This window comes from Streptomyces sp. NPDC030991 (assembly GCF_055571235.1).
In genome coordinates this window covers 171,817-190,343 of the sequence record NZ_JBVIFR010000015.1, presented here as the reverse complement: position 1 = coordinate 190,343, position 18,527 = coordinate 171,817, and the positions used below count along the sequence as shown (strand labels likewise).

General features: G+C 68.9%; 21 protein-coding genes and 2 pseudogenes. 9 read left to right on the top strand and 14 right to left on the bottom strand.

All coding sequences use genetic code 11. The features are described 5' to 3' along the window. Positions 1–351 precede the first annotated feature (351 nt). From ACZ45E_RS27060 to ACZ45E_RS27050, 3 genes and pseudogenes are all read left to right on the top strand, one after another. Positions 352–639, top strand: a pseudogene (locus tag ACZ45E_RS27060) (SDR family NAD(P)-dependent oxidoreductase); the annotation flags it as partial. A 211-nt stretch (positions 640–850) separates the two neighbouring features. Then, positions 851–1,000, top strand: coding sequence for a hypothetical protein (locus ACZ45E_RS27055; protein ID WP_468225068.1), 150 nt, complete (start codon positions 851–853; stop codon positions 998–1,000). Between the two features lie 238 nt (positions 1,001–1,238). Next, positions 1,239–1,472, top strand: coding sequence for a hypothetical protein (locus ACZ45E_RS27050; protein WP_468225065.1), 234 nt, complete (start codon positions 1,239–1,241; stop codon positions 1,470–1,472). Here the strand turns inward: ACZ45E_RS27050 and ACZ45E_RS27045 are convergent, their stop codons facing one another. From ACZ45E_RS27045 to ACZ45E_RS27025, 5 genes are all read right to left on the bottom strand, one after another. Further along, the gene (locus ACZ45E_RS27045) at positions 1,473–2,591 is read right to left on the bottom strand and encodes an IS630 family transposase (protein ID WP_468225119.1); all 1,119 of its coding nucleotides are present in this window, start codon (positions 2,589–2,591) and stop codon (positions 1,473–1,475) included. It lies immediately after the preceding gene. Positions 2,592–2,861: 270 nt separating this feature from the next. Continuing rightward, positions 2,862–3,284, bottom strand: coding sequence for a transposase family protein (locus ACZ45E_RS27040; RefSeq protein WP_468225063.1), 423 nt, complete (start codon positions 3,282–3,284; stop codon positions 2,862–2,864). Between the two features lie 235 nt (positions 3,285–3,519). After that, entirely contained in the window at positions 3,520–4,170 is a 651-nt protein-coding gene (locus ACZ45E_RS27035; RefSeq protein ID WP_468225062.1) for an HAD family hydrolase, read from the bottom strand. Positions 4,171–4,284: 114 nt separating this feature from the next. Continuing rightward, positions 4,285–4,899, bottom strand: coding sequence for a nucleotidyltransferase family protein (locus ACZ45E_RS27030; protein WP_468225060.1), 615 nt, complete (start codon positions 4,897–4,899; stop codon positions 4,285–4,287). Between the two features lie 19 nt (positions 4,900–4,918). Beyond that, positions 4,919–5,758: an enoyl-CoA hydratase/isomerase family protein gene (locus ACZ45E_RS27025; protein WP_468225059.1), complete on the bottom strand. Its 840-nt coding sequence runs from the start codon at positions 5,756–5,758 to the stop codon at positions 4,919–4,921. A 98-nt stretch (positions 5,759–5,856) separates the two neighbouring features. Here ACZ45E_RS27025 and ACZ45E_RS27020 point away from each other — a divergent pair, with 98 nt between their 5' ends. After that, positions 5,857–6,216, top strand: a complete 360-nt coding sequence (locus tag ACZ45E_RS27020; RefSeq protein WP_466653913.1) for a winged helix-turn-helix transcriptional regulator — start codon at positions 5,857–5,859, stop codon at positions 6,214–6,216. Positions 6,217–6,367: 151 nt separating this feature from the next. On the opposite strand, the gene ACZ45E_RS27015 is transcribed toward ACZ45E_RS27020, so the two are convergent. The 4 genes from ACZ45E_RS27015 to ACZ45E_RS27000 all read right to left on the bottom strand — a co-directional run bounded on the left by ACZ45E_RS27015 (position 6,368) and on the right by ACZ45E_RS27000 (position 9,906). Next, positions 6,368–6,505, bottom strand: a complete 138-nt coding sequence (locus ACZ45E_RS27015; protein WP_468225120.1) for a hypothetical protein — start codon at positions 6,503–6,505, stop codon at positions 6,368–6,370. A 158-nt stretch (positions 6,506–6,663) separates the two neighbouring features. Beyond that, entirely contained in the window at positions 6,664–7,785 is a 1,122-nt protein-coding gene (locus ACZ45E_RS27010) for an FAD-dependent oxidoreductase (RefSeq protein ID WP_468225057.1), read from the bottom strand. 506 nt (positions 7,786–8,291) lie between these two features. Beyond that, positions 8,292–9,155: a DUF1963 domain-containing protein gene (locus ACZ45E_RS27005; RefSeq protein ID WP_468225054.1), complete on the bottom strand. Its 864-nt coding sequence runs from the start codon at positions 9,153–9,155 to the stop codon at positions 8,292–8,294. 151 nt (positions 9,156–9,306) lie between these two features. Then, positions 9,307–9,906 (bottom strand): DUF6461 domain-containing protein, encoded by a 600-nt coding sequence (locus ACZ45E_RS27000; RefSeq protein WP_468225052.1) that lies wholly within the window; start codon positions 9,904–9,906, stop codon positions 9,307–9,309. A 1,239-nt stretch (positions 9,907–11,145) separates the two neighbouring features. On the opposite strand from ACZ45E_RS27000, the gene ACZ45E_RS26995 reads away from it, so the two are divergent. Further along, positions 11,146–11,334: a hypothetical protein gene (locus tag ACZ45E_RS26995; RefSeq protein WP_468225050.1), complete on the top strand. Its 189-nt coding sequence runs from the start codon at positions 11,146–11,148 to the stop codon at positions 11,332–11,334. Between the two features lie 67 nt (positions 11,335–11,401). Here ACZ45E_RS26995 and ACZ45E_RS26990 read toward each other — a convergent pair whose 3' ends face one another. Next, the gene (locus tag ACZ45E_RS26990; protein WP_468225047.1) at positions 11,402–12,256 is read right to left on the bottom strand and encodes a helix-turn-helix transcriptional regulator; all 855 of its coding nucleotides are present in this window, start codon (positions 12,254–12,256) and stop codon (positions 11,402–11,404) included. A gap of 170 nt (positions 12,257–12,426) precedes the next feature. Between ACZ45E_RS26990 and ACZ45E_RS26985 the strand changes: the two genes are divergently transcribed. After that, positions 12,427–13,284, top strand: a complete 858-nt coding sequence (locus tag ACZ45E_RS26985; protein ID WP_468225044.1) for an SDR family NAD(P)-dependent oxidoreductase — start codon at positions 12,427–12,429, stop codon at positions 13,282–13,284. A 643-nt stretch (positions 13,285–13,927) separates the two neighbouring features. On the opposite strand, the gene ACZ45E_RS26980 is transcribed toward ACZ45E_RS26985, so the two are convergent. Both ACZ45E_RS26980 and ACZ45E_RS26975 read right to left on the bottom strand, forming a co-directional pair. Further along, positions 13,928–14,068 carry a hypothetical protein gene (locus tag ACZ45E_RS26980; protein ID WP_468225041.1) on the bottom strand — a complete coding sequence of 47 codons (141 nt, stop codon included), beginning with the start codon at positions 14,066–14,068 and terminating at the stop codon, positions 13,928–13,930. A gap of 148 nt (positions 14,069–14,216) precedes the next feature. After that, positions 14,217–14,867 (bottom strand): NAD(P)H oxidoreductase, encoded by a 651-nt coding sequence (locus ACZ45E_RS26975; protein ID WP_468225038.1) that lies wholly within the window; start codon positions 14,865–14,867, stop codon positions 14,217–14,219. A 115-nt stretch (positions 14,868–14,982) separates the two neighbouring features. On the opposite strand from ACZ45E_RS26975, the gene ACZ45E_RS26970 reads away from it, so the two are divergent. From ACZ45E_RS26970 to ACZ45E_RS26960, 3 genes and pseudogenes are all read left to right on the top strand, one after another. After that, positions 14,983–15,942: an AraC family transcriptional regulator gene (locus tag ACZ45E_RS26970; protein WP_468225035.1), complete on the top strand. Its 960-nt coding sequence runs from the start codon at positions 14,983–14,985 to the stop codon at positions 15,940–15,942. Between the two features lie 281 nt (positions 15,943–16,223). Next, on the top strand, positions 16,224–16,511 hold the full coding sequence (locus ACZ45E_RS26965) for a hypothetical protein (protein ID WP_468225032.1): 288 nt from the start codon (positions 16,224–16,226) through the stop codon (positions 16,509–16,511). 57 nt (positions 16,512–16,568) lie between these two features. Next, positions 16,569–16,763 (top strand): annotated as a pseudogene (locus tag ACZ45E_RS26960) (IS5 family transposase); the annotation flags it as partial. 144 nt (positions 16,764–16,907) lie between these two features. Here the strand turns inward: ACZ45E_RS26960 and ACZ45E_RS26955 are convergent. Then, positions 16,908–17,810 carry a hypothetical protein gene (locus ACZ45E_RS26955; protein ID WP_468225030.1) on the bottom strand — a complete coding sequence of 301 codons (903 nt, stop codon included), beginning with the start codon at positions 17,808–17,810 and terminating at the stop codon, positions 16,908–16,910. A 117-nt stretch (positions 17,811–17,927) separates the two neighbouring features. Beyond that, complete coding sequence (locus ACZ45E_RS26950; protein ID WP_468225028.1) at positions 17,928–18,434, bottom strand: SigE family RNA polymerase sigma factor; 507 nt, start codon at positions 18,432–18,434, stop codon at positions 17,928–17,930. Positions 18,435–18,527: the final 93 nt, after the last annotated feature.

Below are 18,527 nucleotides of genomic sequence, written 5' to 3'. Positions count from 1 at the left end.
CCGCTCCGGGGAAATAGATGTCGTGCGGTCCCGGCCGATCCTTCTTCGGACGTATGACCCGGCCCCGAGCTGCTGGTCTGCCTCGCCCAGTTCGCCCTGGATGCCAGTTTCCTGCGGCTCGGCCAGGAGCACATGACGTACTCCTTCCACCAGCCTGCCGTGCGCGAGGCGATGGACGCCGCGATCCCGGACCTGGACTCCTCCCTCGCCGTCAAAGCACAGGACGCGGCCATTCGCCACGAACCGCTGCCCAAGTCTCCGCAGGTGCTGCGCTGCCTGCCCAACGTCTTGTCGGTGCCCCAGGGCCGAGCCCTCAGACGGACAGTCACGGCTCGTTGTGGCCGCCGGACGATCACCGGCGCGTCCCGCGGCTTCAGCCGTATCTGGGCCGAAGCCGCTCTCGACCGCGGCGACCGCGTCGCCGCCGCCACACGAGGTCCCGAGACCCTGCGGCCCCTCCTGGACGCTCACGGGGACGACGTCCTCCCGCTCCGCCTTGACGTGACCGACCGCATCGCCGCGACTGCCGCGGTACGGCGGGCCGCCGAGATTTTCGGCCGCCTCAGCGTGGTTGTCGACAGCGCGGGCTACGGCTTGTTCGGCATCGTCGAGGAAACCACCGAGAAACAGGCCCGCGCCTAGCTAGCCGTGTTCGGAGCGGCGCGTGTCCTCGATGGCGGGGTGCGCGCGGCCGACGGTGAGCGCCTGAAAAAAACTCCGGAAGCCGCGTAAGTGTGCGGCCGTTCCGCTCTCTCTTCCTCTGCCACGGAGGACTTGCGGGGCTAAGTGCCCAGTCCTCCAACGTCCCCTCATCGGCCAACAGGCCGGTGAACCGAGACCGGAGGACCCCATGCCCACCGACCGCACTGCGCTCTTCGTCCTGGCCCTGCTCTGCGCCGCCGTAGCGGGCATCGTCGTGATCGTGAGCCCCGCCCTGCTGGCGCCGATGGGAGTCGCCGCGGCCGTCTTCATGGCGGCCGCGCTCGCCCTGAAGCTGTAGCGGTCGACGGCGAGTTCTATCGGGCGGCACGACCTGAATGCCCGTTCGACACTTAGCAGCCGGACCAGCGGTGGGTGCAGGCGCTGCTGTCGGCGACGGCGGCCGCGGTTCGGATCGTCTTCATGATCAGCCAACCGGGCGTCGGGCGCGGCGGGCACGGGTGATCCTCCCGCGAGGCGGCTAGCTAGTGCTGTGACCGCTATGGTTCGCCGGGTTGAGATGGAGGACTGTGGTGTTTGTGGAGATCGTCTTCGCGGCGCTGCCGATCGACCGTGACGAGGTCGAGGAGGCGTTGGAAGCGGCGTTCGAGCGCGACGGCGAGGTCACGGGGGCGGGCAGCGGCATGGGTCGTTGCCACCTCGACCTTGAAGTCGCGGAGAGTCTGGACGCTGCCGTGGCTCTGGAGCGACTGCAGCGCGTGCTGGCCGAACTGGGCGTCGCGGGGTGCGCGACGATGAACGTCAGCGAATGATCAGGCTGCCATCCGGGCGCGTCCGCCCCAGCGAATCCCCTTCTCGCTGCGGATCCGGGCGCGTTCGCGGCGTTCGGCCGCCAGGACATCGCGGTGGCGGGAGTTGGCGTTGCGCCAGCGTAGATAGGCGTGCAGAGCCCTGGTCTGGACCGTGTGGTTGCGGTGGTTCGAGTTGGCGACGGTGAACTGCCGCAGCGGCCCGAAGTGCGCCTCGATCGGATTCGCCCAGGACGCGTAAGTGGGGGTGAAGCACAGCTCGACCCGGTTCTTCCTGGCCCAAGCACGGATCTTCTCGCCCTTGTGGGCGGACAGGTTGTCCAAGATCACGTAGAGCGGGGCGCCGTCCGGGCGGGCCGCGCGGATCGATCTGAGCGCGGCCAAGGTGTTGCCGGCGCCCTTCTTGCGCCGGTTGACGCCCCACAGGGTGTCGTCGCCGATTGAGTAACAACCATGGAAGTAGCGGACCCCGTGGGGGCGGTGGTAGGTCGCGGGATGTCGTTCGGGGTGTCCGGAGGCGGCCCAGCCCGAGCCGCCGGTCGGGCGGATTCCCAGGGGTCCGAACTCATCGAACGCGAAGACCCGGTCGGGGAAGCGGTCCAGGACGTGCTCGATCCGGTCGAGCTTGGCGTCGCGATCCGGGTCCGGGGATTCCTTCCAAGTCTTCGTGCGCTGGAAGGTGACGCCGCGGCGGGTGAGTAGGCACCGTGACGCCTCCCTGCCGATCCGGATCACGCGGCCGTGAACATGTCGCAGGTAGATGACGAGTTTGCGGATCGACCAGCGCGTGAAGGGCTGGCCGAGCTTGGTCGGGCGAGTGACGGCCGTCGCGACGACGAAGTCCTCGTCGTCAGGATTGAGCAGGCGGGGACAGCCTCCCGCCCAGCGAGGGTCCAGGCAGGCCGGGCCGATCTCGTTGAACCGGTGGATCACGTCGCGGACCGTGTCCTCGTCCGCCTGCACAAGCTGGGCGATGACCGGGACGCGGTTCCCGCCAGCCGAGGCCAGCAGCATCATCGCGCGCCGGTAGCGTACCGAACTGGTGCTGCCCCGGCGCACGATCTGCTGCAGCTTCTGCCCTTCCTGGTCTGTCAATCTACGCACACGGACAGGCTCGGCCACCGCACCTCCACCGGTCGGATCGGACGTCACCGCACATCCAACTGCCTCGACCACCAACCCGGCGAACCAACCCGGTCAGAGCACTAGTCAGCCAGGTGGCCAGCGGCCCGGCTTCGCGGGTCGCGAGCACGTCGACCACGCGATGGTCTTCGACGCTGGTCAAGACCGTGGAGTAGGCCTGGCCCCGGCGGATCGCGAAGTCGTCCACGCCCAGCACCCGCGGCGTGCTGAACTGCGGATCGGGCAATGCCATGACTCTCCGTAACAGGGTCATCCGGCCGGCCCGAAGCCCAGCTGAGCCGCCAGCCGGGCACCGGCCCGCCCGGCCAGCGCGAGCCCCACTCGCTCCAGAGCGTGATTGAGCCGCATAGTGAACCGTGCGTGCGGGACAGCCAGCTGCGAGAACGGCTCGGCGAACGTCCGGCGCGGGCAGTCCGCCGGCCCGTAGATGAAGCGCCGGACCGTCAGTCGGATCACAAAGCCCTGCTCAGCGAGCGGAAGATCCTTCAACCTACGCTGGTATCGATCGTGAACTCGACCCGAGAAGCGGCCGCAGCCCGGACATGCAGCGCCGGCCGCGCGGCCTCTCGCCACCACCTCGACCGTGCCGAACGCGACTGTGACCACCTCGACATCCACATCGTCGATTCCGTCGAACACCAGCGAGTCCCAGAACGGTGCATCGGTCTGCATGACGAGCACCATCCCCGGCCATATCCGGCTGCAGCAGCGGCTGGCAGACACCTGAGGGAGCGTCAATTCCGACCGTCAGACGACAAGGCGTACGCGGTCTCAAGCGAAACCGTCTCCTCGCAATCGAACGACGATGTCACGCTCCGCGACGACTCCCCAAGATCTGTGCCAGAGCCAGAAAATGGCGGCAGTTCGGTGGTGGTCCCGAAGGAACATCCGGAGCGGATGTCGCGCCTTATCTCGCCGCGCTCATCACGTAGTTGATCGCGCTGGCGACATCCTCGTCGGCATGAGTGGGGCGGAAGGAGCTCTGGGGCCACGGTTTTCCGTTCGACACCCACACGCTTCGAAGTCCAAGGGCGTTCGCGCCGGCGATGTCGGCGTGCGGTGAATCGCCGATGACCCACGCGCCGACGAGGGGTAGTCCGACGGTGTCCGCGGCCGCGTGGAAGATCTCCGGATCAGGCTTCTTGTGGCCGACCGCCTCGGAGACGACCCAGCCTTGGACGAGGCGGTCGAGCCCGGCATGGCGGATCTTGTCTTCTTGCTGGGCGGTACGGCCGTTGGTGACGATCACGCAGGTCCAGCCGCCAGTTTGGGCCTGGTCCAGGGCCTCGCGGGTGGAGTCGGTGAGGGTGACGCGATCGGCCGCGCCGTGGTCGAGCAACGCGTGGATGGACTCGGCGGGCACCGCGTTCCGGTATCGGTCGGTCATGGCTGTGGCGACATCGTGGCGGGCGGTATAGCCGCTGGCGTCGGTTGTCAACACCCAGGTGAGATCGGTGTCGGGCAGGCGGTACTGGGCGAGGAATGCGGCGACGGCGTCGCGGAAGGCGGCGTCGCGGTCGACCAGGGTATTGTCGAGGTCCAGCATCAGCAGCGACATGATCGGCAGTAGATCATGGGGCGGAAACCTTGCGGCAGTTGGGTTTCGCAGCCGTGATCGACGTGGTCGGCAAGACAGCTCAGGGCGGTCGCTGGCCTGTCGCCCGGGATTCGGTCACGAACGCTGTCGAGCTGCAGACGGCCAGTCCAGCACGGTCAGTTCGGGCCACTCCTGCTGCCACCGCGCCGCCTTGGCCTCATAAACCGTCCGTGGGGCGAGCAACGGGTTCGGCCGGAGGACGAGGTTGAAGACGTCCGACAGCCCATGGGGTGCATAGACGCGCCACTGCCCGTCCGTCTCCACGCGTACTCCCAGACAGCATGTTGTTGCGGCGAAACCGTCGATCGCCGCCTCGGCGGAGTCGTACGGCGGGCACGGGACACCGAACTTTTCCTCGTACCAGAGGTGCACCCGTGCCTCGTTCCTGATCTCCACCTCCGCCGGTAGATCAGCAAAAACCTCCAGCCCGGCCTGGATCACTGTGTCTTCCGCTTCCCAGGAAAGATCGCTGTCATCGAAGTAGAAGACGTCGTAATCCTTGATGCCGCTGGTCGGGGGCTTCTCCGTGATCACGTTCCATACCGTCTGGAACAGACACCCGGCCGTCACGTACCACCCAGGCAATCCCAACGATGCGGTTCGCGCCAGCACTTCAGTCAATACGTCGTTACGGGCAAGCATCGAGCGCAGGGACTCAAGCTGTTGATCAAGAGGGAGTCGGCTGATCATCAGCACTGCTTAAGCTGCTTCAGGCGAGGCCGTCGATCAGGGCCTCGAGGTGGCGCTCTCCGTCCCGGGTCTGCGCGCCGGCGGCCAGTGCCGCCTCTCCGCGGCGGCCCGCGTCGGGAGTGCTGAAGAGCTGGCCGAACAGTTCGTTCGCCGTGGCCAGGCCACCGGCCGTCGACACCGCTGCGGCGTCCACCGCCTCGACCGTGGCGCGGGCAACGCCGGGCGCCAGGGCGGCGATGCGGGCGGCCAGGGTGTCGACGACGTGGTCGAGCTCGGCAGCCGGCACGGCCCGGTTCACCCAGCCCATCCGTTCCGCGGTCGGGGCATCGACCAGCTGGCCGCTGAGAATGATCTCCAGCGCGCGTGCGCGGCCGACGAGGCCGGGCAGATAGACGGTGCCTCCCGCGCCCGGCATGATGCCCATCGTGTCTTCCGGCTGAGCCAAGCCGGCATGCTCACGAGCCGCGAACCTCATGTCCATCGCGGACAACAGTTCCGCACCGCCTCCGCGTGCCAGCCCGCGCAGCTTGGCGATGGTGATCTGCGGCAGGGTCCGGATGCGTTCGTGCAGGCGCATCATCGGATTCAAGGAGGGGTCCTGCTCCGAGGCGACATCAAGCGCCGCGAACGACTGAGGGTCCTCGGCGATGCGCATGTCTCCGTGCGCGATGAAGAAGTCCGGGTCCGCGCTGTCGAAAACGATCACTCGGACGTCGGCGGCGGCGAACATGGCGCCCGTGAACCGGTCCAAGTCCGTCATGAGGGCGGCATCGAGCAGGTTGACGGGAGGGTTGTCGATAATGGCATACGCCACACCGTCGGTGACAGAGACATGCAGGGTCGAGTAGGTGTCGGCCATAGGGAGCCTTCCTCACGGATCGAACTACTAGATATCTAAGATATATCTAGTAGTTCTGGTATACTGCAACGAAATCAGGTATCCCCGAGGAGACCGGCGTGACCCACATAGAGCTCGGTGACAACGGTCGACAACTACTCGACCAGCTCTTCGACAAGTGGTCGCTACTGGTGCTGGACGCCTTGTGCGATCGCCCCCGGCGTTTCAACGAGCTTCGCCAGCACCTACCTGCGGTCACCCCGAAATCTCTGACGGCATGCCTGCGGCGGCTGGAACGCAACGGCGTGATCGAGCGAGTGATCCTGTCCACCGAGCCCGTGGCGGTCGAGTACCGCATCTCCCCTCTGGGGCGCACCCTCCAGGACCCTCTGCAGACCCTGCTGAGGTGGGTGGGCAATCACCTCGACGCAGTGGACGCCTCCCGCTCCCGCTACGACCAGCGGCATACGCGCAGTTGAAGCCGAGGCCCACGCCGTCCGTGCATGGTGAACGCGACCGAAGCGGAACCCTCGCGTCGTGGGAATTTTTCCCCACAGAAGTCGGTCCTCGAAGGCGAAGAGCTAGAGAGAAGAGCCGCGGACAGGCCGAGACGCAGACTCTTCATCCACTTCATTGGCCGGAGACGCGCCCGGTGAGCCGGGCTCGGCCTGGCCGGGCATGGCTGGCCTGTTCGGCCAGCCCGAGCAGGTAGGCGCGGGCGGTCGCTCGGGGCTCCACCCGCCCGAACCGGCGCGCGATCCGGGTCATGACCTGATCGAACATCGCCCGCCAACGGACAGGGTCCACGCTATGGCCCGCGGCCACCGCACGATCTTCAGGAGTCCACACAAGCCTCGGAGATCACGCGATGGCCATACCTGTTCCCCGTCGGGGCCACGGCAAGATGGCGGACCCGGGCCGGGGCATCAGGAGTGGTCGAACAGAGTGACTACGCTCTGCGGTGCTTCCCGGCCGAAGAAGATTTCCAGGTTCTGCGCCGAGCGGCCTGCGGCGCCGCTACCACGTAGGAACAGCCGCTCTTCGTAGGCGGTGAGCGCGGCCTCGACGTCGCATTGCTCAACCAACTCGCTCGCCAGGTCGGCGCCGTCGTACATGGCGAGGTTTGCGCCTTCGCCGGCAAAGGGCGACATCAGGTGCGCGGCGTCGCCGACGAGCGTGACGCCGGGCACCCTGTCCCATTCAAGCCCGACGGGAAGCGCGTAGATGGGTCGGAGCCAGGGTTCCGCGCAGCTCTCTGTCACAAAGGCGGTGAGCAGCGGCGACCAACCGTCGAACTCGTCGGCGACTTGACGGAGGCCGGCGGACGGGTCGCCGAAGTCGATCGACCTCATCCACGTCTCGGGCTTGTTCAGCGCCACGTATCCGCGCACCTGCCCGTCGGAGTAGCGGTGGGCGATGATGCCTTTGCCCGGCGCGACCGCCATCAGCGTGCCGCTGCCGATCGCGGCCACGCTCGCCCGATGGTTCTGGCCGCCCGAGGTGACGGCGATCTCTACGAAGCAGGTTCCGCTGTAGAGAGGCTCGGCGAGGGTGAGCAGCGGACGCACCTTCGACCAGGCACCGTCCGCGCCGATGACGATGTCGGCGCGCGTGGCGGAACCTTCCGTGAAGGTGAGGGCGTAGTCGCCCTCCGGACAGTGCCGGATCGAGGCGAGCTTGTGACCCCACCTAATCGTCCCGGGCGCGAGCGAGTCGATGAGCAGGCGCCTGAGTTCGCCACGATCCACCTCTGGACGGGCCGAACCGGGGTCCGCAGGCATGTCGAAAAGGATCGTGCCGTGGCGGTCGACCACGCGCTTGGCGTCCTCGCCCGGTCGGACCAGAGTGAGGAACTCGTCGTGCAGACCAGCTGCGCGAAGCGCGACCTGTCCGGTCTCTTCGTGAATGTCGAGCAAGCCGCCCTGTGCACGGGTCGTCGCCGAAGCCTCACCCTCGTAGATCGTCGCGGCGATGCCGTGAGCCTGAAGTACCCGGGCGAGCGTCAGCCCGCCCAGTCCCGCTCCGACAATGGCGATGGTCTTCCGCATGGTGCGCTCCTCTGTAGCGCCGACACGCGTCGGCGATTGTCAGCGCCGTGAGCGGACGGGATGTCCGGTCTCGGCAGGAGACGCTCACCGATCAGAACCATCTGCATCGATGTATGCGCGATGCCCGGCGGGTGGACCCGCGGGACATCGTTTTTCGCGACGCTGTGACTATAGCCCGGCATCCAGTCCGCAGCGGTCGGGGCCGCTCACGCTGCGACGCACCGCCCCCGCCACGTTCATCGGCGACAGCCGCCTCGACCGGCTCGGCGGTGTCGTCGGGCGTGGTTGTCCGAGTGCTGCCTTGTCCACGGCCAGGCTGCTCCACTGGTCCATCTGGCGCAGACAACCACCGGGCGATGGCCCAGCGCAGCCGCTACCGACAACGAGCCCACTGGACAGATCGCGAAACCAGACTGGAGTACTAGGCGGTCCCGTGCGCCGCTTGTACGTCCTCGTGGTCGAAGGCCGGTGGCCTGCCGCTCCTGCTCGCCCCCGTCATGGCCTGCTCAGGGGTTCCAGAAGACGGTGGTGAACACGCGCTCGAAGCGTCGGGCCGCGAGGTCCTCGTGCTGGATCACCCAGTGGACGGTCGCGCCTTCCCGCCCCTTCACGTCCCTGCCGGCGTACCAGTCGGCGAGGAGCACCCAGTCGGCCACGTCGTCCGAGACGGGACCGTCCCAGTGGCCGGCGTCCACCGCCTGCGCCGCGAGGGACGCCGCGACGTCGACCGGGTCGAACTCCACGGCCTCCTCGTCCGCGTATCCTCCGATCTGCATCTGCGCCGAGGGAGCGATGAGGTCCTTGGTGCTCTCCCATATCTCGACGAGTTCGGAGCAGCAGGGATGCCCGGGAAGGTATACGGCTTCCTCCTCACCGGCGGGAACGATGAACTGGTGGTGAGGGAGCGACACGTCGGTCCGCGCCCGGAGCGGCCCCTCCGGATAGCTCGCGAACACCCTGTCGTCCTCGGCGATGTTCGCCATATTCCAGGCGTACGAATCCCGACGTGTGACGGCCGCGTCGGCAGGCACGTGGATCACCGTTCCCACGGAGGTGTGGTCCCCAGGCTCAGGCAGGGCGAAGAACAGCAACCGGCCGTCGGGCGGCAAGAGGAGGTCCGTCGCGCCGACCGGCAGTGCGGCCAGGTCGACCGAGGCCACGAAGGGGTGTCCGGGGTCCGGGGTGTCGGCCGGAAGCAGCAGGGGGCCGCCGAACCGTCCCACGACCGGCCCGGGGTCGTCGTCGGACAGTGTCAGGGTGGCGCAGGGACGGGCTGTGGCCAGCCACCGCTCCACATCGTCGGCCGGCACGCCTTGGACCTCGGCTTCTTCGCGGAAGGGACGGAACCGGTCCCGTATCGCAGATGTCATGGGCGCACCGTACCGAACGAAGCGGAGGGCGGCGTCGACGCATCTCCCTTGCGGGAAACACCCATTGGCGGTCGACGACAGGGCGCCCCGAGCAGACCCCCGAGGGCTCGCCCGGCGGTCGGACGGTGCCGCTCGCCCGACCGACGCACCGTCAGCCGAACGGCAGGACCACCAGCGGAACCTGACGCAGGGCGCTCAGGGTGAGCGGGAGGCCGGCCAGAGCGCAGACGGCACGCATAGCGATGGAGCTGTCGGCCTCGCCCGGCTCGATGCCTTCCTCCTCCACGGTGCCGGCGGCTTCGAATGCCGCGCGCAGTTCGGCCGGCATACGGGGAAGATCCTCCTCCAGGGCGAGGCCGCAGACGTCGACGCATACGACCTGCTTGCCATCGACGGCATAGGTGAGGCCGGCGTCCCCGTTGATGCTGAACACGCTCGTGGCCCCCGTCCGTCCATCGGCGGACAATGCCTCCGCCGCGTCCTCGAAGGTGAACCCGGAGTCGTCGTAGACGAAGGTCCACTCGCCGACGCGTCCCGCCAACAGCGCCGCGGACGATCCCGGGTCCATACCGAGAGCCGCGCACGGCAGTGACGTCCACTCGTCCGGCCTGCTGTCGGGCAGTTCGCAGGGCTGCATCAACCTCGTCCTGGCGCCGAGCCTTTCCAGCGCCTCCGCCGGTTCGATGCCGTGCACGACGTGCAGGATGTGGTACGGGTCGTCGGAGGCCAGATCAGTGATCCATATCGGCATTCCTGCGGGATCGAGCGTATGCGGCGGGAAGCCGGGCGTGGGCATCATGGACCTCTTTCCTCAGTGGCGCGTGTGGCCTCCCCGGCAGCGGTGCCGCAGGTGCCGCCGGGAGGACCTGCGTCTGGCAATGCCCCGATCGGGGAATGACGACGGTTACCGTAGTCCCCCACCCCCCTCTCGCCATATCCCTCAACTGGACCTGTTTCACCGGTAATTCAGAACGACGAGATGCATCCAACGAGCACACGTGCTCGCCGTCCTGAGCGGCGAACTCGGTGGCGGGGCACTGCGTCCGGTCGCCTGTCGCTGTATGCGCAGCTGCGGATCACGCGTTCAGTTCGGCTCCGGGCATCAGGATGAGCAAGCTGTGGGCGCTTGGTCGTCGATCATGATCGGGTAGAAGCCGTCGTCGTCCGCTTCCGCAGCGGCAGCGCGGATGAACATGGCTTGTTCGTGCGTGGTGAGTGCGGTCTCCGCATCGCCGGGGCGCGCGGCGAGGGCTGGCTCGGCCGAGTTCGGCGCCGTCCTGTATGGCCAGGTTGGCGCTTTGGCCGTTCGGCGCCCGGAGGTGGGCGGCATCACCGAGCAGGGTCACCCGAGGCACACGGTCCCAGCGGTGCCCCGCCAGGCAGTGTGAAGAGGGAGCGCAGGGCCGGGGGGTGTTGCTTTCGGTGATCAGGGCGGTGAGTGCGGGAGCCCACCCGTCGAACTCCCTCGCAACCCGTGCGGTGAGGGCTACAGCATCGGTGATGTCGTAGTCAGTGAACCAGTCCCGGGGCTTCTTCAGCTGCGCGTAGGTGTGCAGGGTTCCGCCGCCTTCACGGTGGGTCAACAGTCCCCTGCCCGGGGCGAGTGCAAACAGCGAGCCGGCTCCGACCGCCTCCGCGGAAGCGGGGTAGGGGGGTTTCCGCGTTGAAGAGGAACGTCTCTACGTTGCAGACGGCGAGGTACTCCAGAGCGGCCTTTGAGAACTGCGGTCGTACGCGCGACCAGGCTCCGTCGGCGCCGGTGAGCAGGTCCGCGACGGCGGTGGTGCTGTCGGCGAAGTCGACCTGGTGGCGGCCGTCGCCGAGGGCCCGCACGGGTGATCTTCTGACTGACCGAGCATGAAGCGTGGCCTCCCGCACAGCTCGTGGGTGTCAAGTCGAGGGCCGAGGCGGGCAGACGGAGCTATTGCCACCGGCAGGTGGTCGACGCGGTGCGCTACCTGGTCGCAAGGGCGGCATCACCTGGCGGGCGATGCCGGCGGACTTCCCCGCGTGGTACCGCGGCTCCGCCTTCTTCTTGCGCCGGCGGGACAAGGGCCTGACCGCCGAGTTCCGCGACCGGCTGCGCGAGAGGGTCCCCCAGGTCGCCGGCCGGGACGCGGAGCCGACCGCCGGCATCATCGACGCGCGATCGGTGACGCCGCGTCGGTGCATGCCGTAGCCAGGGGCTTCGACGGCGAGAAGAAGGTCAGGCGAGAAGAAGGTCAACGGCCGAAGCCGCAAGTGGGTCAGGAGCCTGCGAATGTGTCGGTGCCGAGCACGGTCAGCAGGGCGAGCTTGGCGTGGCTCTCCGTGCCGGGTGTGGCGGTGAAGATGAGTAGCGACTGTCCCTGGTCGGGGTCGAGCAGTGTCTGGCAGTACAGGTCGATGCGTCCGATCTGAGGGTGGACGAAGCGTTTGGCGCTGCTCCACCGCAGTCCCACTTCATGGCGGTTCCAAAGCTCGGCGAATTCCTCGTTGTGTTGCAGGTCAGCGACGAGTAGCGCGGCTGAGGACCCGGGCCCTTGCGCGGTGGCGCCGGCGCGCAGGGTGGAGACATAGACGCGGCTGTGCTGATGGTGGTCCTCGGGCAGGTACCGATGGCGGGCGGTGGGGTCGGTGAACCAGCGGTAGAGGGCGCTGCGCGCCGGGCCGGTGTGGTGCGTTTCGTTGCCGAGCAGCGCTACGGCGGGCGGCGTCTGCTGCAGCGTTTCACCGACCGGGCCCACGATCTGTGCTGGGGTGTCCTGAAGCCGGTCCATGACGCGCAGCAGCCCAGGGCTGATGTGCGCTTCGCGTAGGTGCCGGGTCGGGAGGCGGTGCCCGCACAGCAGGAACAGGTGGTCGCGTTCGTCCGGGGTCAGGCGCAGGCCCCGGGCGATGGCCGCCGCCATCTGCTGCGACGGCTGGGAACCGCTACCGCGTTCCAAGCGGGCCAGATAGTCGGCCGACATGTCGCACAGTTCGGCGACCTCTTCCCGGCGCAGCCCGACCGTGCGCCGTCGCACACCGCGGCGCAGCCCGACGTCCTCGGGTTGCAGGGACGCCCGGCGTCCGCGCAGGAAATCGGCCAGGCCCTCACCGTCCAGTGCCGTGTCCGCCATGTGCTCCCCACCTCGCACGCCGTCTGCCTCCACCTCATTGTCCGACAGGTGAACGCGGGTAGCCACGCCCTGCCAGTCAGTGGCTGGGCAAGTCCTTCATCCGCCGACGCGGGCCCTTTGTACTGGACGACGTCAGGAACCCGGTAAGAGAGCGTCTGGAGAGTTTCACCATGGCCAAATGGACCGCGGACCGGCTGCCGAGCATGACCGGCGTGACAGTAGTGATCACCGGCGCCGGCGGGGGGATCGGGCTGGTGACCGCTCGCGAACTTGCACGGGCCGGCGCTCACGTGGTGCTGGCCGTGCGCAACGTCGACAAGGCGCGCCGGGCAGTGGCCGGTATGCGCGGAGATTTCGATGTCTGGCACCTCGATGTCGCCGACCTGGACTCGGTCCACGCGTTCGCGGCGGCGTACACCGGTGCCGTCGATGTTCTGATCAACAACGCTGGGGTGATGGATATCCCGGCGGCGCGCACCGCGCAGGGCCTGGACGTTCAGACCGCGACGAACTATTTCGGGCCGTTCGTCCTCACCAACCTGCTGCTGCCCCGGCTGACCGACCGCGTGGTGACGGTCTCCAGCCAGCTGCACCGCTTCGGCAGGCTGGACCTCGACGACCTCGACTGGCGCACCCGCAAGTACAACGGGCTGGCCGTCTACGAGGCGTCCAAGCTCGCCGTGGTGCTGTTCTCGCTGGAGTTGCAGCGCCGCTTGACCGCCTCGGGCAGCCATGTCCGCTCGGTGATCGCTCACCCTGGCGTTGCGCGGACCGGACTGGTCACGCACTCGCCGCTGAGATTCGTCAACCGGCTTCCGTTCCTGGTCCAGGACGTGGAACACGGAGCGCTGCCGCTCATGTACGCGGCCACGCAAGACGTTCCTGGCAACGCCTACGTCGGTCCGGACGGGTTGTTCAGCTTCACGGGCTCCCCACTGGTCCGCAAGCCCAGCCGGGCCGGCCTGGACGGGGCCGTCGCCAAGAAGCTCTGGCAGACAGCCGCCGCTCTCACCGGAACCGGCATCTGAGACCAGGCACCGGGTGAGACTTCGGGTGTAGCTCCCTCGGGCATGAGATCACCGGCACCGGGCCGCGATACGGCGATCGCCCAGAACTTGTTCGCGGGTGGGATCGGCGCGGTCGCCGAGCGGTTCGAGTCCCTCGCGCCGGCGGCTGGCAGGTCCAACCGACAACCCCGCGCAGACCCCGCTGGTGATGACCACGCGTCTCGGCACGGAAAGCCCCCGTCACGGATGCGGTGCGGCCGGGCCGGGCCGGGTGCCGCCAGCGCCCCGCCATATCGCGCGCGACGTCGACGGCTACCTCCATCACGATGTGGGGCTGCACCAGATGCACGTCGAGTCTTCGCCGGGTCCCCCACCCCGCGGACAACGTCCGGCCGGTCCACGGATGGACGCCCGCCGGCTCGGCCGGGCTGCCGGCCAGGGCAGGCCCGGCACTGCGGAACACGGTGGTGCTGCCGCCGGTGTACTGCAGGACGCCCGCGGCGTCGTATCGGCCGAGCGGAGCGTGCGCGGGTCGGTGAGGGAACCGGTGACCGCGCCGACGACAGCCTCCGTAGTCGCCCGCACCTTGTACTTGCGCCACGACCGCACCGGCAGATAGGGCTCGGCCAGCCGCTTGAGGACCAGACCCTGTCCGGTGGAAGCCTCACTGCCCGGTCACCGCGCCGTTGTGCGGGTCATAGAGGCCCGGGGCCCGGCGGCCGCGGCGGCCGAAGTGCCGGTCGTCATCGAGGCCGCCGGAGAGGAGATCGCCCGGTCCCCCGGGCGATGCCGTGTGACGCGTCACGGCCGGTGCGACCCTGCGGCGTCATGGGCATGAGCGGGAAGCGGTCGACGCCCGCAAGGCCCCGTCCGGCCAAGGGGGAGCCGGCCGGCCGGTCCGCACCGCCGGACCGGCCGGCCGCACCCGGGGGCGGCTGCGCGGGCTCTGACGGTCAGGCCGTCACGGTCTCCTCGGCGAGGAACTTCTCCAGGTACTCCCGTGCGCGTTGATCGAAGGCCGCGTAGTGCGCCTCTCGCTCGGCGTCCGCGACCGCGTCGCCGACCAGCAGTCTGCCGTCAGCGTCGGAGAGCAGGCAGATGGTGGAGTGCGACAAGCCGCAGTAGTGCGCGATGCCCTCGCTCAGGCTGGTGAGGACGGTCCTCATCCCCTCCGTGACGGGATCGTCGGCGGTGGCTCCGGCCAGCCCCAGCCACAGGATGCGCTTGCCGGCCAGTCGGGGCTTGCTGCGGCCGTAGGCGAACCCGTAGTTCCATACGCGGTCGATCCAGCCCTTGAGGATGGCGGGCACGTTCTGCCAGTACACCGGGAAGACGGCGACGACCACATCGGCGTCGAGGAGGCGCCTCATGTGGGTGTGCGTTTCGTCCGAGTACCTCTTGTCCCGGTCGCCCCACTCCGGCTGGTCGGCCACGTTCATACGGGGGTCGAACCCCTCGGCGTGCAGGTCGAGCAGGTCGACGCGGTAGCCGGCGGCTTCGAGCTGGGTGGCGGCGCGGCGGGCCGTGTGCGCGGTGAGGGAATCGGGGCGGTGGTGTGCGACGACGACGAGGGCTGTTCTGGCGTGACTGTCCTGCTGCGGCACGGTGACTCCCGGCTGGTCTCGGTCGGTTGCGATGAGTCCAGTACAGCCGCGACGGTTGTAGATGATCCATGGGAGATGCGCTGCGAAACATAGGAGATCGTCTACAGTGTCCTCCGTGGATCCTTTGAGTTCGCTGCTGAACGGCATCCGGGCCGAGGGGTCGGTCTTCAGTCATGCGCTACTGACCGTGCCCTGGACCATCCGCTTCGCCGACGACGCGCCGCTCACCATGATCGGTGTGCTGCGGGGCGGTGGCACCCTGCTGCTGCCCGACGGAACCGAGCGAGCGGTCGGTGCCGGCGCCACCGCCCTCGTGCGCGGCCCCGGACCGTTCCACCTCGTGGACCACCCAGCCACCGTGCACGGTCCCCATGCCACTTACGAGATCGCCTGCTCCACCCCGAACGACGAGTGCTCCGCCCAGGAACTCGGCGGCGTCCAGTGGGGCGCCGACGCGAAGGAGGCGACCGCGCTGATCGTGGGCGCCTACCGCGCCTCGGGCCACCGCCACGAGCGGCTCCTGCGAGCCCTGCCACCGGTGCTGGTGGTCGAGGGGGACGCCGAGGTGTGTGCCTGGCTGGAGACAGCCGCCGCCTACGCCGCCCGTCAGTCGGCCGGTTCACAGGCGCTGATGGACCGGCTCCTCGACTGGGCCCTGGTGTGTACGCTGCGCACCTGGTTCGACGAGGCGGGTGCTGATGCGCCCTGCTGGTACCGGGGCCTCGCCGACCCGGTCCTCGGCCCCGCCCTGCAGTCCTTCCACGACCAGCCCGCCGGGGCGTGGACGGTGGCTTCCCTGGCCGCACGGTCCGGTGTCTCCCGGGCGCTGTTCGCCAAGCGCTTCACCCAGTTGATGGGCCGTCCGCCCCTCGCCTACCTCACCGGGTGCCGCTTGGACGAGGCAGCGGTGCTGCTCACCGACACCGACCTCAGCATCGCCCAGATCGCCAGGTCCGTCGGCTACGCCGACGCCTTCGGCTTCAGCGCGGCCTTCAAACGCCACAAGGGCCTGAGCCCCAGCGTGTTCCGCGCCACGACGACTGCGGCGGCTCCCGGCGCTCCCCGGCCGAGGTAGCCGGGCACCGTACGGGCGCGGGCGGTGCCCGGTGACGTACGGAACCGTCAGGGGCTGAGGGAGCTGCCCTGCTGGCCCACGCCACGCAACAAGGTGTCGACCACGGTGTTTGCCAGCTCATCGACATCGTCGACTTCGTCCGAGCGGTTCCGGGCGGCCTCGTGAATGAGGGCGTGACAGACGTGGCGGGCCCACACCAGGTCGGTGCCAGGGCGGAGAACACCGGCTTCCAGCGCGCTGGAACAGGCGGTCGCACTGGTCGAGCACATCGGCGTGTACTCGTGCCACCTCGGGGTCCTCCGGCGTGGCCCCTGCTCACAGACGAGCCGGCCGACGTCTTCGCCACCGCGCAGGCCGCCTTCGACGCGCCCGCCGGGTTGGGCACCATCGCCTCCCACGCGACCGAGGTGGCGCTGCCCGCGACGGGCACCCGGTCCAATCCCGGCAGGGGCGGCGCCCAGGCGGACATCGTCATCACCGCGCCCGAGGACGGGGTGCCGCGGCTGTTCGTGGAGATCGACAACTGCTTCGAGGCTGCTCAGGTCCTCACCGAGAAGATCGACAAGTAAATGCGGTTCAGCCGGCGGAAGGCGAAGGACGTCGACGGCAAGGAGCGGCCGATGTGCAAGGGCTGGGCGGACCGCGGCTACCGCGAGTACCTCGTCGACCACGCCGCCCGCCTCGGCATCGGCCTCGAAATCGTTCGCCGCGAACCGGGCGACCGCGGCTGCACGGTGCTCCCGCGCAGGTGGACGGTGGAGAGAACACTCGGTCGGCTCATGCACCACCGCCGCCTGGCCCGGGATCACGAGGACCGCCCGACCGCCAGGAGGTCATCAAGTCGTCGGAGTGGCCGAGGCCGAAGTGGACGGATGACCTCATGGCTGACACCCAAGCGACCAGAACCGTGGCCCCGCCCTCCGGAATAGGGCGGGGCCACGGGGTCGGTGGGCCCGTCGGTACACCTACGGGGTCTTCCCGGCGGCTTTGTCGTTCACGGCCGGTTCGACCCACTGCTGCCAGCGCGGGCTGGCCGCGATGGTACGCATCCGGGCTTCGGTGAGCGATGTCCCGGTGGCGGTGACGAGGATCCTGGTGCCGTCGGGGCGCAGCAGGTCGGCGGTACGGGTGCGGACACCGTCGGTGGTGGTGGTGTACGCGAGCAGCGTGGCGCCGCCTTCGAGGGTGCTCAGGTGGCAGTCGGTGAGGGGCGTGGTGCTTCGGACGTCGCAGGTGTAGAGGTGCTGCAGCTGACTCCTGCTGGTGTCGTGGCGCTGTTTGGCGATGCCCGCTTCGTGGCTGCGGCGGGCGGCGTCCTTCTTGCCGGCCTCCTTGTCGGGTGCGACGGTGCCGCCGCTGTCCGTCCCCGGCGATGCCGTGGCCGCGCCGGGGGGGGTGCCGGGAGCGGCCTCGGCCTCCGCGGGGCTGAAGACGAAGTCGCCCATGACCCGGACGCCGACGACGGTCTTGTCGTGGGTGGTGATGCTTCCCATGGTCTGGACGGATGTGAAGCGCGGATCGGTGTTCTGCCAGCGGACGGTGGGCTGTGGGCCCGGCCCGCCGGGGAGCAGGTCCCGCAGGATGTCCACGGTCGCGGCCCCGGTCAGGGCCTCTTTGCCCGCGGGCGGGGAGGCCTGCGCTCCGACGGCCGCGAAGTCGGGGATCCTGACGCTGGTCGCGGTGGTGTCGCCGGCGTGGCTGCCCGGTAGCGCGGTGACGACGGCGAAGGCGGTGAGTGCGCAGAGCGCGGTGCCCGCGGTGCTCCAGGCCACCGCCCGCCGGCGGCGCCGGGTGCGGCGGCCCCGGGTCACGGCGCCGCTCACCAGGGTCTCGGTCTGCACCGGAAGGTCGCTGAGCGTCGAGCTCATGGTGCGGGACAGCTCGGGTCCGAAAAGGTCTGCGGCTGGGTCATCGTGTTCATGCAGCGGCATCGGAGCACCGTCCTTCTCGGTGGCGGGCAGGGTGGTTCGGTCGGACTGTCATGATCAGTGCGGAGAGTACGAGGCGTGCTCGCCACCGATGAGCTTGCGCAGCCGGGACAGGCCGACCGCGCTCCGGTTGCGGACGGATCCCTGGCTGAGGCCGAGTTCACGCGCCGTCTCGGCCACGCTCCTGTCCTCCCAGTACCGCAGGATGACCACGGCTCTCTCGCGCACCGGGAGCTCCGCGAGCGCGGCAAGGAGCGTGACCCGCAGCGCGGCGTCCGAATCCATGGCCGTGCCTTCGGGCACGGCCGAGACCGGTCGCTCGGTGGACCGGCGCAGCCGGGTGTGCGAGATGAAGCTGCGCATCAGCACGGTCCGTACGTACGCCTCCGGGTTGTCTGCCCGTTGCACTCGGTGCCAGGAGGCGTACGCCTTGCCCAGGGCCGTCTGTACCAGGTCTTCGGCGAGGTGCCAGTCCCCGCAGAGCAGCAGGGCGGTACGGAACAGGCGCGGGCTGCCGGCACGGGCGAACTCCTCGAACTGCCCGAGGTCCTCCGAAGACGCCACTGTGCCCCAGCCCTTCAGCCGATCGGAGTTCTTCCACATCCTTAAGGACGCCGCGGGGTGCGGATCCTGTCACGGCGTCCGGAAAAGAAATAC

Excerpts from the sequence above, each read along its gene's own strand:
- ACZ45E_RS26985 (WP_468225044.1), top strand. The coding sequence starts at position 12,427 with ATGGCCAAATGGACCGCGGACCGGCTGCCGAGCATGACCGGCGTGACA.
- ACZ45E_RS27000 (WP_468225052.1), bottom strand. The coding sequence starts at position 9,906 with ATGCCGATATGGATCACTGATCTGGCCTCCGACGACCCGTACCACATC.
- ACZ45E_RS27055 (WP_468225068.1), top strand. The coding sequence starts at position 851 with ATGCCCACCGACCGCACTGCGCTCTTCGTCCTGGCCCTGCTCTGCGCC.
- ACZ45E_RS27015 (WP_468225120.1), bottom strand. The coding sequence starts at position 6,505 with ATGACCCGGATCGCGCGCCGGTTCGGGCGGGTGGAGCCCCGAGCGACC.
- ACZ45E_RS27030 (WP_468225060.1), bottom strand. The coding sequence starts at position 4,899 with ATGATCAGCCGACTCCCTCTTGATCAACAGCTTGAGTCCCTGCGCTCG.
- ACZ45E_RS26990 (WP_468225047.1), bottom strand. The coding sequence starts at position 12,256 with ATGGCGGACACGGCACTGGACGGTGAGGGCCTGGCCGATTTCCTGCGC.
- ACZ45E_RS27040 (WP_468225063.1), bottom strand. The coding sequence starts at position 3,284 with ATGCAGACCGATGCACCGTTCTGGGACTCGCTGGTGTTCGACGGAATC.
- ACZ45E_RS27035 (WP_468225062.1), bottom strand. The coding sequence starts at position 4,170 with ATGTCGCTGCTGATGCTGGACCTCGACAATACCCTGGTCGACCGCGAC.
- ACZ45E_RS27025 (WP_468225059.1), bottom strand. The coding sequence starts at position 5,758 with ATGGCCGACACCTACTCGACCCTGCATGTCTCTGTCACCGACGGTGTG.
- ACZ45E_RS27010 (WP_468225057.1), bottom strand. The coding sequence starts at position 7,785 with ATGCGGAAGACCATCGCCATTGTCGGAGCGGGACTGGGCGGGCTGACG.
- ACZ45E_RS27005 (WP_468225054.1), bottom strand. The coding sequence starts at position 9,155 with ATGACATCTGCGATACGGGACCGGTTCCGTCCCTTCCGCGAAGAAGCC.
- ACZ45E_RS26995 (WP_468225050.1), top strand. The coding sequence starts at position 11,146 with ATGCCGGCGGACTTCCCCGCGTGGTACCGCGGCTCCGCCTTCTTCTTG.
- ACZ45E_RS26955 (WP_468225030.1), bottom strand. The coding sequence starts at position 17,810 with ATGAGCTCGACGCTCAGCGACCTTCCGGTGCAGACCGAGACCCTGGTG.